Source organism: Streptomyces sp. NPDC001832 (genome assembly GCF_040297265.1).
In the GTDB taxonomy this organism is placed as follows: domain Bacteria; phylum Actinomycetota; class Actinomycetes; order Streptomycetales; family Streptomycetaceae; genus Streptomyces.
In genome coordinates, this window is sequence record NZ_JBEOYU010000001.1 from 184,015 (window position 1) to 197,375 (window position 13,361).

Consider the following 13,361-nt stretch of genomic DNA (forward strand, 5'->3'; position numbering starts at 1 on the left):
TACCTCACAACCCGCTAAGCGTTCGCTCAGTCGTCTGATAAGAACGACGCACAGCAATAAAGCTATGAATCACGCAGACGATCGGAGCCGAACCCCATGGGCGAGCACACCGCACCCAAGTTCCCCCAGGAGATCATCGACGAATACGCCACCCTCGGCGTCGACCTGCCCGCACTCTTCTCCGCCGGCCACCTCGGCGAGCGCATGGGCGTCACCATCGTCGAAGCCTCCGCGGACCGCGTCGTCGGCACCATGCCCGTCGAGGGCAACACCCAACCGTACGGACTGCTCCACGGCGGCGCCTCCGCCGTCCTCGCCGAGACCCTCGGCTCCGTCGGCTCCATGCTCCACGGCGGCGCCACCAAGCTCGCTGTCGGTGTCGACCTGAACTGCACCCATCACCGAGGGGTGCGGAGCGGACTCGTCACGGGCGTCGCCACCCCCGTACACCGCGGCCGTTCCACCGCCACGTACGAGATCGTCATCACCGACGAGCACGACAAGCGCGTCTGCACCGCCCGCCTCACCTGCATGCTCCGCGACGCACCCCAGCCCAACGCCGCCTGACCGACCGCGCACGGGCCTACGGAGGCGTACCCGTTCGCTGGACGACACACAAATGGCGGCCGGAACAACTCATGGACCTGATCGAACAGGCTGGACTGCGCCCGGTCGCCGAACTTCGGCTCCCCACAAACGAACAAAGCGGGCCGGTGCTGGTCGTCACGGCCGAACAACCCGGCTGAGGATCAGGCGTCGCAAGCGGCACAGGGGCTCATGCCGGGCACGGCTCTGCCGGACGGTTGCGACGCCGGTCGAAGGTGCTGCTCCGGCGGGCAGCAGTCGGCGCGGCGCCCGCCGAACTGCCAGTTGTGCACCTCAATGTCGGCGTAACGGTCCGGGGTAAGGATGGCGCGTGCCGTGTCCGGGTCCGGCGCCCGGACCAGCGACGCGGTGCCCAGCCAAGTGACGCCGTCGTCGGACAGCAGTGGCCCGTAGGCGATCAGCTCGTCCAGGTCGGGCGGCACTGCGAGGTCGACGCCCTGCCCCGTGCCGAGGCCGACCACCAGATACCGGTTGCCGCCCATCCGGCCGCCGGGAAAGTCCCACATGGTGCGCCCCAGCGTGTTGCGCCACCGTCGCAGCAACACGTCCCGGTAGACGCCGGCCTGATAGTTCGGCTCGTCGAAGGCGAACGCACGGGCAGCGGCGGGATCGGGCAGGTCGACAATGTGCACGCTGCCGGTGGGTGTGCTGCCGTCGGCGGCGAGGGTCGGGCCCCGGGCGATCATCTCCTTCGCGTACCGGTCCATATAGGACCAATGCTTTTCCAGTAGCTCGTCGCGCAGCGGCAGCGAGCCGGACCGGTCGCGGTGGTAACAGAGAAATTCCATGCCCAAGGATCTCTTCACTGAGGTAGCCAGGTCGAGCGGGTTTCACACTGCGACGCCTCCTCGGCGGCCTGCTCCGGCAGAGCCCGCGCGCAGTCCGCGCAGCGCATCGCGGTCATTGCGTCGAGTTGCACAATTCAACCGGCCAACACCCTTGACCCTACGGCCCGTTGTGTGGCCAACTCGGCACCCCTGACAGACCCGACACGCACCCCGCGCACACAACACCGCGTCGACCATAACGACGCCGATGTAACAGTGCGTAACAAGCGTGCAGTGCGCAAACGTTTCCGCACAACACTCCGAACCCCACCCCCAGACGCCGGGCGACCCATCACGCCCTCACCAGGCCCTCTCCCCGCGACAGCAGCAAGATCACCTCAAGCCCCTTAGCAGAGCTGCGAGTTCACGCCATCCGGTCACTTCACCGACCAGTAGAAAAACCGTACATGTCGGCACAGCCACCTCAAGCCTTGCTCAAGGGCATAACAAGACAGTCACATCCTGCGGCGGACCCACCCCCGACCCCCACACCTACGCCTAGAGTCACCGCCAGTCACCGCGCCGCCGGGCGCGTCTGCAGCACGGCCCTGTACCAACCAGTACGGCCCGGCGAACGACACGGCACCTCAAGCAGAGGAGGCCGCGCCAGGGAAAGGACCTTTCGTGCGACACCGTTCGTTGCTCATCCTCACCACAGTGCTCACCACAGGAGCACTGACACTCACCGCCTGCGGGTCGCGCGACGACAGCAACAACAGCAGCAGCGGCGACACCCAGACCGTCGTCATCGGCGTCGACGCGCCCATCACAGGCGACCTGTCCGCCCTCGGCCTCGGCATCAAGAACTCCGCAGACCTCGCCGCCAAGACGGCCAACAAGGAAAAGACCGTCCCCGGCATCAAGTTCGAAGTCAAGCCGCTCGACGACCAGGCACAGCCCTCCGTCGGCCAGCAGAACGCCCAGAAATTCATCGACGACGACACCGTCGTCGGCGTCGTCGGCCCGCTCAACTCCGGCGTCTCCCAGTCGATGCAGAAGCCGCTCAACGACGCCGGCCTCACCCAGATCTCCCCCGCCAACACCGGCACCGAACTCACCCAGGGCGAGAACTGGAAGACCGGCGACAAGAAGCGCCCCTACAAGACCTACTTCCGCACCGCCACCACGGACCAGATCCAGGGCGCCTTCGCAGCGAAGTACCTCTTCAACGACGCGAAGATCAAGCAGGTCTACCTCATCGACGACCAGAAGCCCTACGGCGCCGGCCTCGCCGCCTCCTTCAAGAACACCTTCACCACCCTCGGCGGCAAGATCGTCGGCAACGACCACGTCAACCCCGACGACCGCGACTTCAACGCCGTAGTCACCAAGGTCAAGAAGTCCGGCGCCAAGGCCGTCTACTACGGCGGCGAGTACCCCGCCGGCGCACCTCTGAGCCAGCAGCTCAAGGACAGCGTCCAGATCCCCCTCATGGGCGGCGACGGCATGTACAGCGCCGACTTCATCAAGCTCAACAAGAAAGCCCAGGGCGACATCGCCACCTCCGTCGGCAAGCCCGTCGAGGAACTCGACTCCGCCAAGAAGTTCATCGCGGACTACAAGACGGCCGGATACAAGGACGCCTACGAGGCCTACGGCGGCGGCACCTACGACGCCACCTGGGCAATCATCGAGGCCGTCAAAATCGCCGTCGCCGAGAACAACGGCAAGCTCCCCGACGACGCCCGCGCCAAGGTCCTCGCAGCCATGGCCAAGGTCAAGTTCGACGGCGTCACCGGCCCCGTCTCCTTCGACGAGTACGGCGACACCACCAACACCATGATGACCGCCTACCAGGTCGACGGCGGCAAGTGGACCTCCAAGCTCAGCGAGGCCTACAAGCCGTAACAAGCTCCCGGGCCAGGCCTGACACCCACCCAGACCGCGCGGGAGCGCCACCAGCGCCCCGCGCGGTGCCATATCCGAACCACTCCACGGAGGCCCTGCGGTGAACGAACTGCCGCAACAGCTGGCCAATGGACTCATCCTCGGCGCGATGTACGGACTCATCGCGATCGGCTACACGATGGTCTACGGAATCATCCAGCTCATCAACTTCGCCCACGGCGAGATCTTCATGATCGGAGGCTTCGGAGCTCTCACCGTGTACCTCTGGATGCCGGCCGGCGTCTCCCTCCTCGCAATCATCCCACTCATGATCATCGGCGGCGTCATCTGCTCCGTCGCCGTCAGCGCAGCCGCCGAACGCTTCGCCTACCGGCCCCTGCGCAACGCCCCCCGACTGGCCCCCCTCATCACCGCCATCGGACTCTCCCTCGCCCTCCAGCAAGCCATCTGGAAGTGGTACCCCGACGCCAAGAAGGACCGCTCCTTCCCCCAGTTCAAGGGCGACGCCTTCGACATCCTCGGCGCCCACATCCAACGCGGTGACCTCTTCGTCCTCATCACCGCCCCCCTCTGCATGATCGCTCTCGGCCTCTTCGTCTCCAAGACCCGCACCGGCCGCGGCATGCAAGCCACCAGCCAGGACCCCGACACCGCAAAGCTCATGGGCATCAACACCGACCGCATCATCGTCATGGCCTTCGCCATCGGTGCCGCGTTCGCCGCCATCGCCGCCGTCGCCTACGGACTCAAGCAGGGCACGATCGGCTTCAGAATGGGCTTCCTCATGGGCCTCAAAGCCTTCACCGCAGCCGTGCTCGGCGGCATCGGCAACATCTACGGCGCCATGCTCGGCGGCATCGTACTCGGCGTCGCCGAGTCCCTCGCCACCGGCTACATGAACGACGTCCCCGGCATGGAACTCTTCGGCGGCGGCGCCTGGAAGGACGTATGGGCCTTCGTCCTCCTCATCGTCGTCCTGCTGATCCGACCCCAAGGTCTGCTCGGCGAACGCGTCGCGGATCGGGCGTGATACGGATGACAACCGACAACAACACCGAGATCACACCGGTCCTCCCCCTGCCCCAGGCAGCAGCCCGAGCGACCACCGCGATCGGCGCCGCGCTCACCATCGCCTCCACGTTCCTCGCATGGACCTGGACCTCAGAATTCCCCGGCGATCTCACCGTCACCGGCTACCCGGGCGGCCTCCAAGTCCTCACCCTCATCAGCGGAATCATCACCCTGGTCTTCGCCATCGCCGGCCACGGCATCCGAGGCCTCGGCTGGCTGAACCCCCTGGGCAGCAACAACGCCACGTTCTTCTTGGCCCTCGGCACCCTGGCCACCACCTGGTTCACTGTCATCGCCATCGCAGTGGACCTCGGCGGCCTCGCCAACCTAGAACCCGGCGGATACGTCGCCGCGGCAGCCACACTCATCGCCGTACTCGGCGCCCTGGGCCTGCCGCTGGACCGCAAGACCCGGGCGTCCATCCCGAAGATCCGGCTGAAGCTGCCACTCCTGATCCTCCTCGGCGTGCTCGTCGGCGCAGGCTCGGCCGCCCTGCTCGTCTGGCTCCACCGCCGCATCAGGCTCGGCAAGGTCGACCGCACCCTGCCGCGCGCCAAACCCCTCCCCGACTGGGCCGAAATCCTCATCATCGTCGCCTCGTTCGGCATCGGCCTCTACGTCTTCGCCTACGGCATCGACACCGACTACACCGAACTCTTCATCGGCTTCCTCATCACCGCCGGCTTCGCCTTCACCGCCCTCCACCGGGCCGGACTCGTCTCCCGCCTCACCGCACTGACCGCGAAGCACCGCAACATCACACTCGCCGCCGCCCTCGTCGCAGCCTTCTGCTTCCCGTTCACGCAGCAGAAAGAGCAATACGCGCTCATCGGCGCCAACATCCTCATCTTCGGCACCGTGGCACTCGGCCTCAACGTCGTCGTCGGCCTCGCCGGCCTCCTCGACCTCGGATACGTCGCCTTCCTCGGCGTCGGCGCCTACGCCGCCGCCCTGGTCTCCGGCTCCACCATGTCGGCCATCGGCGTCGAATTCCCCTTCTGGGCCGCCGTCCTGACCGGCGCCGGAGCCTCGCTCGTCTTCGGCGTACTCATCGGCGCACCCACACTCCGACTACGCGGCGACTATCTGGCCATCGTCACCCTCGGCTTCGGTGAAATCTTCCGCCTCACCGTCAACAACCTCAACGGCAACAGCGGACCCGACCTCACCAACGGCTCCCAGGGCATCCCGAGCATCCCCGACCTCAACTTCTTCGGATTCGACTTCGGGCTCAAGCACGACATCCTCGGCTTCACCCTCGGCAGGTCCGCCAACTACTACCTGCTGATGCTCGTCTTCACCGCCGTCGTCGTCCTCGTCTTCCGCCGCTCCGGAGAATCCCGCATCGGCCGCGCCTGGGTCGCCATCCGCGAAGACGAAACCGCAGCCACCGCCATGGGCATCAACGCCTTCCGGCTCAAACTGCTCGCCTTCGCCCTCGGCGCCACCCTCGCCGGCCTCGCCGGCACCGTCCAGGCACACGTCAACTACACAGTGACACCCGAGCAATACCAGTTCGCCGGCTCCGTACCACCCAACTCCGCCTTCCTCCTCGCCGCCGTCATCCTCGGCGGCATGGGAACCCTCAGCGGACCCCTCGTCGGCGCCGCACTGCTCTACCTCATCCCGGCCAAACTGCAGTTCATGCAGGACTACCAACTCTTCCTCTTCGGCGTCGCACTCATCCTCCTGATGCGCCTGCGCCCCGAAGGCCTGGTCGCCGACCGCAGGAAGCAGCTCGAATTCCACGAAACCGACCAGCTCGACGTACCGGAGCCACGACAGTCCGAAGAGACCGGCGTCGGCACCGCCAAGGCGGGGGCGTGACCACCATGACCACCACCACGAAAACCGCCACCACCGTCCTCGACGCCAGCGGCGTCACCATGCGCTTCGGCGGCCTCACCGCCGTACGCAAAGTCGACCTCACCGTCAACGCGGGCGAGATCGTCGGCCTCATCGGCCCCAACGGCGCCGGCAAGACCACCTTCTTCAACTGCCTCACCGGCCTGTACGTCCCCACCGAGGGCAAGGTCAGCTACAAGGGCACCGTCCTGCCGCCCAAGCCCCACCTCGTCACCCAGGCAGGCATCGCCCGCACCTTCCAGAACATCCGGCTCTTCGCCAACATGACCGTCCTGGAAAACGTCCTCGTCGGACGCCACACCAGGACCAAGGAAGGCCTCTGGTCCGCCCTCCTGCGACTCCCCGGCTTCACCAGGGCCGAGAACGCCAGCCGCGAACGAGCAATGGAACTCCTGGAGTTCATCGGCCTCCAGGACAAGGCCGACCACCTCGCACGCAACCTCCCCTACGGAGACCAGCGCAAGCTGGAAATCGCCCGCGCACTGGCCAGCGACCCCGGACTCCTGCTCCTCGACGAGCCCACCGCCGGCATGAACCCGCAGGAAACCCGCGTCACCGAAGAACTCATCTTCGCCATCCGTGACCAGGGCATCGCCGTCCTCGTCATCGAGCACGACATGCGGTTCATCTTCAACCTCTGCGACCGCGTCGCCGTCCTCGTCCAGGGCGAAAAACTCGTCGAAGGCACCTCCGACATCGTCCAGAGCGACGAACGCGTCGTCGCCGCCTACCTCGGCACCCCCTTCGAAGGCGCCCCCGGCGCCGAAGAAGTCGCCGAGGTCGAAGCCGCCGAAGCAGGCGCCACCCACACCGCCGACACCACCAGCACCGAGGAGGAGGACACCCGATGACCGCACTGCTAGAGGTCGAGGACCTCCGCGTCGCCTACGGCAAGATCGAAGCCGTCAAGGGCATCTCCTTCACCGTCGAAGCAGGCCAGGTCGTCACCCTCATCGGCACCAACGGCGCCGGCAAGACCACCACCCTGCGCACCCTCTCCGGGCTCCTCAAACCCGTCGGCGGCAGCATCACCTTCGACGGCAAACCGCTCAACAACATCCCCGCCCACAAGATCGTCTCCCTGGGCCTCGCCCACTCCCCCGAGGGACGCCACATCTTCCCCCGGCTGACGATCACCGAGAACCTCCAGCTCGGCGCCTACCTCCGCAACGACAAGGCAGGCATCGAGAAGGACATCCAGCGCGCCTACGACCTCTTCCCCATCCTCGGGGAACGCCGCAAACAGGCCGCCGGAACCCTCTCGGGCGGCGAACAGCAGATGCTCGCCATGGGCAGGGCCCTCATGTGCCAGCCCAAACTCCTGATGCTCGACGAACCCTCCATGGGCCTCTCCCCGATCATGATGCAGAAGATCATGGAGACCATCGCCGAACTCAAGGCCCAGGGCACCACCATCCTGCTCGTCGAACAGAACGCCCAAGCCGCGCTCTCCCTCGCCGACCACGGCCACGTCATGGAGGTCGGCAAGATCGTCCTCTCCGGCACCGGCGCAGACCTCCTCCACGACGAGTCCGTCCGCAAGGCCTACCTCGGCGAGGACTGAACCCCGCCCGACCGTACGAGTAAGGCCCGCACCCCGATCGATCCAGGCTGCGGGCCTTACTCGGATACGCGCGCCTACTGGTCGCCGTCCTTCGCCGCCCTCTTCTTCTCCTCGGCATCCTCGATCAACGCCTCAGCAAGCTGCTGCATCGACAGCCGACGGTCCATCGACGTCTTCTGGATCCACCGAAACGCGGCAGGCTCCGACAGCCCGTAATCCGTCTGCAGAATGCTCTTCGCCCGATCCACCAGCTTCCGCGTCTCCAGCCGCTGCGCAAGGTCGGCGACCTCGGTCTCCAGCGCCTTCAGCTCCGCGAACCGCGACACCGCCATCTCGATGGCCGGCACCACGTCGCTCTTGCTGAACGGCTTCACCAGATACGCCATCGCCCCCGCGTCCCGCGCCCGCTCGACGAGATCACGCTGCGAGAACGCGGTGAGCATCAGGACCGGCGCAATGGACTCCTCGGCGATCTTCTCCGCGGCGGAGATCCCGTCGAGGATCGGCATCTTCACATCGAGGATGACCAGGTCCGGCCGGTGCTCCCGGGCGAGCTCGACGGCCTTCTGCCCGTCGCCCGCCTCGCCCACGACCGCGTAGCCCTCTTCCTCCAGCATCTCTTTGAGGTCGAGACGGATGAGCGCCTCGTCCTCGGCGATGACGACGCGGGTCGTCAGCGGCGGAACGTGCGACTTGTCGTCGTCGGCTGCGGGCTGGGGCGGCTCGGGGGTGGTCACGGGGCTCCTCGTTCAGGGCATATGGCTCTCCACGAGCCTACCTAGCTACGGTATGGTGTCACTACGCAGGGCGCTTGCAGCCCTCCCTTTCTAAGGCCCCAGTACTCCAACTGGTTAGAGAGGCGGCTCTCAAACAGCCGAAAGTGTGGGTTCGAATCCCACCTGGGGCACTTTTCCTTAGATTCCAAGGTCGCGAGGAAACGGCACAGATTCACGTGATCGTGTGACTGCAGTGCCGTTTCCGCCCCAGAACACAACGATCCGTCCAGGCTCGGCCACGTGTACGACCTTGAAACGCGTCAGCATGCGCTGGCCCTCCTCGATCAGGGCTTCAGCCAGAACTCCGTAAGCAAAAAAACCGGAATTTCCCGAGCCGCCATCCGTTCCTGGCAGACGCGAATAGAGCCCCTCGGATACAACCGCGGCGCCGACTGCCCTCGGTGCATGGATACCCCAAGACCCCCCGATGCTCCCGACGCATACGCGTATCTGCTCGGCCTCTACCTCGGCGACGGCTGCATCAGTTCGAACAAACGGGGCGTGTACTCCCTCCGCATCGCATGCGCCGACGCCTGGCCGGGCCTCATCAACGCCTGCGTCGAAGCCGTACAGGTCACACGACCGGCCAACAAGGTGTGCCGGGTGTCAAGTCCGGGCTGCCAGTACGTGACTTGCTCCAGCAAGCACTGGCCTTGCCTCTTCCCCCAGCACGGCCCGGGAAAGAAACACAACCGCAAGATCACTCTCGCCCTTTGGCAGCAGGACATCGTGGATGCACACCCTTGGGAGTTCATCCGGGGCCTCATCCACTCGGACGGCTGCCGGATCATCAACTGGACGACTCGTCTCGTTGGAGGTGAGCGAAAGCGATACGAATACCCTCGGTACTTCTTTACCAACAAGTCGGATGACATTCGCAAGCTCTTCAGCGACACGCTGACTGCCGTCGGAGTCGAATGGACGACTCTCGCGCGCGGCAGCGATCCGTTCAACATCTCCGTCGCCCGACGGGCGTCCGTCGCGCTCATGGACGCCCACGTCGGGCCGAAGTACTGACGACCGGCCTACTTCGGACTGTCGTCCTCACCGATGTGGTGCACCCGGACCAGGTTCGTCGAGCCCGGGACTCCCGGCGGGGAGCCGGCCGTGATGACCACGATGTCGCCCTTCTCGCAGCGGCCGATCTTCAGCAGCTCCTCGTCGACCTGGGCCACCATCGCGTCCGTCGAGTCCACTTGCGGACCGAGGAAGGTCTCGACGCCCCAGGTGAGGTTCAGCTGGGAGCGGGTGGCCGGGGCTGGGGTGAAGGCCAGGAGCGGGATGGGTGAGCGGTAGCGGGAGAGGCGCCTGACCGTGTCGCCGCTCTGGGTGAAGGCGACCAGGAACTTGGCGCCCAGGAAGTCGCCCATCTCAGCCGCCGCGCGGGCCACCGCGCCGCCCTGGGTGCGGGGCTTGTTGCGGTCGGTCAGGGGCGGGAGGCCCTTGGCGAGGATGTCCTCCTCGGCGGCTTCGACGATGCGGGACATCGTGCGGACCGTCTCAATGGGGTACTTGCCCACGCTGGTCTCGCCGGAGAGCATCACCGCGTCCGTGCCGTCGATGACCGCGTTGGCGACGTCGGAGGCCTCGGCTCGGGTGGGGCGGGAGTTGTCGATCATCGAGTCGAGCATCTGGGTGGCGACGATGACCGGCTTGGCGTTGCGCTTGGCGAGTTTGATCGCGCGCTTCTGGACGATCGGCACCTGTTCCAGGGGCATTTCGACGCCGAGGTCGCCGCGGGCGACCATGATGCCGTCGAAGGCGGCGACGATGCCGTCGATGTTCTCGACGGCCTGGGGTTTCTCGATCTTGGCGATGACGGGGAGGCGGCGGCCTTCCTCGTCCATGATGCGGTGGACGTCCTCGATGTCGCGTCCGCTGCGTACGAAGGAGAGGGCGATGACGTCGGCGCCGGTGCGCAGGGCCCAGCGGAGGTCTTCGATGTCCTTGTCGGAGAGGGCGGGGACGGAGACTGCGACGCCGGGGAGGTTGAGGCCTTTGTGGTCGGAGACCATGCCGCCTTCGATGACGGTGGTGTGGACGCGGGGGCCGTCGACCTCGGTGACTTCGAGGGTGACGCGGCCGTCGTCGACGAGGATGCGTTCGCCTGTGGTGACGTCGGTGGCGAGGCCGTCGTAGGTGGTGCCGCAGGTGTGGCGGTCGCCTTCCATGGGTTCGACGGTGATGGTGAAGTTGTCGCCGCGTTCAAGGAGTACGGGGCCATCGCGGAAGCGTCCGAGGCGGATCTTCGGGCCTTGAAGGTCGACGAGGATGCCGACGCTGTGTCCGCTTTCGTCGGAGGCCTTGCGTACGTGGTGGTATCGCTCTTCGTGTTCGGCGTAGGTGCCGTGGCTGAGGTTGAGGCGGGCGATGTCCATTCCCGCTTCGACCAATGCCTGGATCTGGTCGTATGTGTCGGTGGCGGGGCCCAGGGTGCAAACGATTTTTGCTCGGCGCATGGTTTGAGCCTAGACCTTACCTGCGGGTAGCCGTTTGGCGCTGCGTGACTACTCAACATCCTTTGGATGAAAGGTTATTGACAAGTTTTGAATTGTGCGCCGGGGTGCTCGGATGAGCGTTCTCTTTATAGTTTTGGCGCTGACATGGTGAAGCGGACGTTGACCTGGGCGTGGACCGTCTGGCGTTGCGGTTCGAGGTCGAGGGCCGGGGTGCGTTCGAGGGCTGCGCCGCCGTATGTCGTGCGGCCTCGAATGCCGCCGGGGGGGGCGGGCATGGCTATGGTCGGGGTGGTGTTTTCCGCGCCGAGGTCGGCGAGTTCGGCCAGGGTGGTGGGGTGGGCGCCGAGGGCGTCTGGGTGGTCGGGGTGCCGTAGGGCGGCGGGGTGTCGGTCATGGGTCCACTCTCGGATCCGGGTGCGACAACGGGTGGTCATCAGATCGAAACCCGTAAGGGGTGTTGCCGGGTGTGGCTCCTGGGTCATCATCTACGCGCGTTGTGTACTGCGAGAACTGAGATGTGGGAGAACAAATGCCGCTGAACCGTAGGACGTTCCTGGGCACATCGGCGGCTGCCGGTGCCGGTGTGGCGATCGCTGGTGGCTCCGCCGTTCCTGCCGCCGCCGACAGTCATGGGGGCGGACACGGGCGTCCGCCGAAGCGGTACTCGTTCACGGTGATGGGCACTACCGATCTGCACGGGAATGTCTTCAACTGGGACTACTTCACTGACAAGGAGTTCGACGACAAGGCCCACAATGACGTCGGTCTGGCGAAGATCTCCACGCTGGTGGATCAGGTGCGCCGGGAGAAGGGCCGTCACAACACTCTGTTGATCGATGCGGGTGACACGATCCAGGGCACCCAGTTGTCGTACTACTACGCCAGGGTTGATCCGATCACGGCGAAGCGCGGCCCGGTGCACCCGATGGCGCAGGCGATGAACGCGATCGGCTATGACGCCGCGGCGCTCGGCAATCACGAGTTCAACTACGGTATCCCGGTGCTGCGGAAGTTCGAGGAGCAGTGCGACTTTCCGCTGCTGGGTGCGAACGCGCTGGACGCGAAGACGTTGCGGCCGGCGTTCGCCCCGTATGTCATCAAGAGGCTGCGTACCCCGCACGGTCGGGATGTGAAGGTCGCGATCCTGGGTTTGACCAACCCGGGTATCGCCATCTGGGACAAGGCGAATGTCAGCGGGAAGATGGTGTTCCCGGGGCTGGAGGAGCAGGCAGCGAAGTTCGTGCCGCGGCTGCGTTCCATGGGTGCGGATGTCGTGATTGTGTCGGCGCACTCGGGCCACAGTGGTACGTCGTCGTGGGGTGATCAGGTCCCGTATGTCGAGAATGCGGCGGGTCTGGTGGCTGAGCAGGTTCCGGGTATCGACGCGATTCTGGTCGGGCATGCGCATCTGGAGATTCCCGAGTATTTCGTGGAGAACAAGCAGACGGGCAAGAAGGTGGTGCTTTCGGAGCCGTTGAAGTGGGGGCAGCGGCTGACGCTGTTCGATTTCGATCTGGTGTGGGAGAAGGGCCGCTGGGTGGTGGAGAGGGCGGGTTCGCAGGTGTTGAACTCCAACACCGTGGAAGAGGATCCGGAGATCACGAAGTTGCTCATGGATGAGCACGAGAAGGTGGTGGGGTACGTCAATCAGGTCATCGGTACGTCCACGGCGGCGATGTCGACGGCGGAGGCGGCCTGGAAGGATGAGGCGATCATCGATCTGATCAATGTCGTCCAGGCGGAGACGGTGAAGGCGGCGTTGGCGGGTGGTGCGTATGCGGCGCTTCCCGTTCTCTCGCAGGCGTCTTGTTTCTCGCGTACGGCGCAGATCCCGGCGGGGAATGTGACGATCAAGGATGCGGCGGGTCTGTACCCGTTCGAGAACACCCTTGAGGCGCGGCTGCTGACCGGGGCGCAGATCGAGGATTATCTGGAGTTTTCTGCCCGGTACTACGTGCAGACGGCGGCGGGTGCTCCGGTGGATACGGCGAAGTTGACGAACGCGGACAACATTCCGGACTACAACTACGACGCGGTGTCGGGTCTGACGTATGAGATCGACATTGCGAAGCCGGTTGGTTCGCGGATTGTGAATCTGTCGTTCGGGGGGAAGCCGGTCGATCCGGCGGCGCAGTTCGTGCTGGCGGTGAACAACTATCGGGCGAGTGGTGGGGGTAATTTCCCGCATGTGGCGGGTGCGAAGCAGTTGTGGGCGAATTCGGAGGAGATTCGTAACACGATCATTGCGTGGGTGCAGGCGAAGGGTTCGGTGGACGGTGCGGAGTTCGCTTCGGTGGACTGGCGTTTGACGCGGGAGGGTGCGCCGGTGTTCTAGGCGTTCGCC

The 13,361-nt window shown here is 65.5% G+C and carries 11 protein-coding genes, 1 tRNA gene and 1 pseudogene; 9 read left to right on the plus strand and 4 right to left on the minus strand.

All coding sequences use genetic code 11. The features are described from left to right. Positions 1–96 precede the first annotated feature (96 nt). The gene (locus ABT115_RS00875; RefSeq protein ID WP_351782333.1) at positions 97–567 is read left to right on the plus strand and encodes a PaaI family thioesterase; all 471 of its coding nucleotides are present in this window, start codon (positions 97–99) and stop codon (positions 565–567) included. 284 nt (positions 568–851) lie between these two features. Here ABT115_RS00875 and ABT115_RS00880 read toward each other — a convergent pair. After that, a pseudogene (locus ABT115_RS00880) lies at positions 852–1,394 on the minus strand (YciI family protein); the annotation flags it as partial. Between the two features lie 678 nt (positions 1,395–2,072). On the opposite strand from ABT115_RS00880, the gene ABT115_RS00885 reads away from it, so the two are divergent. The 5 genes from ABT115_RS00885 to ABT115_RS00905 all read left to right on the plus strand — a co-directional run bounded on the left by ABT115_RS00885 (position 2,073) and on the right by ABT115_RS00905 (position 7,782). Continuing rightward, entirely contained in the window at positions 2,073–3,281 is a 1,209-nt protein-coding gene (locus ABT115_RS00885; protein ID WP_351783022.1) for a branched-chain amino acid ABC transporter substrate-binding protein, read from the plus strand. A 100-nt stretch (positions 3,282–3,381) separates the two neighbouring features. Beyond that, entirely contained in the window at positions 3,382–4,311 is a 930-nt protein-coding gene (locus tag ABT115_RS00890; protein WP_351782336.1) for a branched-chain amino acid ABC transporter permease, read from the plus strand. A gap of 5 nt (positions 4,312–4,316) precedes the next feature. Then, positions 4,317–6,179 (plus strand): branched-chain amino acid ABC transporter permease, encoded by a 1,863-nt coding sequence (locus ABT115_RS00895; protein WP_351782339.1) that lies wholly within the window; start codon positions 4,317–4,319, stop codon positions 6,177–6,179. A 5-nt stretch (positions 6,180–6,184) separates the two neighbouring features. Next, entirely contained in the window at positions 6,185–7,069 is an 885-nt protein-coding gene (locus ABT115_RS00900) for an ABC transporter ATP-binding protein (RefSeq protein ID WP_351783025.1), read from the plus strand. Beyond that, positions 7,066–7,782 carry an ABC transporter ATP-binding protein gene (locus ABT115_RS00905; RefSeq protein WP_351782342.1) on the plus strand — a complete coding sequence of 239 codons (717 nt, stop codon included), beginning with the start codon at positions 7,066–7,068 and terminating at the stop codon, positions 7,780–7,782. The genes ABT115_RS00900 and ABT115_RS00905 overlap by 4 nt, the downstream gene beginning before the upstream one ends. 74 nt (positions 7,783–7,856) lie before the next feature. On the opposite strand, the gene ABT115_RS00910 is transcribed toward ABT115_RS00905, so the two are convergent. Further along, positions 7,857–8,519: an ANTAR domain-containing response regulator gene (locus tag ABT115_RS00910; RefSeq protein ID WP_351782345.1), complete on the minus strand. Its 663-nt coding sequence runs from the start codon at positions 8,517–8,519 to the stop codon at positions 7,857–7,859. A 95-nt stretch (positions 8,520–8,614) separates the two neighbouring features. Here ABT115_RS00910 and ABT115_RS00915 point away from each other — a divergent pair. Together ABT115_RS00915 and ABT115_RS00920 are read left to right on the plus strand one after the other, a co-directional pair. Continuing rightward, a tRNA-Leu gene (locus ABT115_RS00915) sits at positions 8,615–8,689 on the plus strand. A gap of 109 nt (positions 8,690–8,798) precedes the next feature. Beyond that, the gene (locus ABT115_RS00920) at positions 8,799–9,575 is read left to right on the plus strand and encodes a transcriptional regulator (RefSeq protein WP_351782348.1); all 777 of its coding nucleotides are present in this window, start codon (positions 8,799–8,801) and stop codon (positions 9,573–9,575) included. 8 nt (positions 9,576–9,583) lie between these two features. On the opposite strand, the gene pyk is transcribed toward ABT115_RS00920, so the two are convergent. Then, positions 9,584–11,017 (minus strand): pyruvate kinase, encoded by a 1,434-nt coding sequence (gene pyk, locus ABT115_RS00925; protein WP_351782350.1) that lies wholly within the window; start codon positions 11,015–11,017, stop codon positions 9,584–9,586. A gap of 125 nt (positions 11,018–11,142) precedes the next feature. Further along, entirely contained in the window at positions 11,143–11,451 is a 309-nt protein-coding gene (locus tag ABT115_RS00930) for a hypothetical protein (RefSeq protein ID WP_351782353.1), read from the minus strand. A gap of 95 nt (positions 11,452–11,546) precedes the next feature. Between ABT115_RS00930 and ABT115_RS00935 the strand changes: the two genes are divergently transcribed. After that, on the plus strand, positions 11,547–13,352 hold the full coding sequence (locus ABT115_RS00935; RefSeq protein WP_351782356.1) for a bifunctional metallophosphatase/5'-nucleotidase: 1,806 nt from the start codon (positions 11,547–11,549) through the stop codon (positions 13,350–13,352). Positions 13,353–13,361 lie beyond the last annotated feature (9 nt).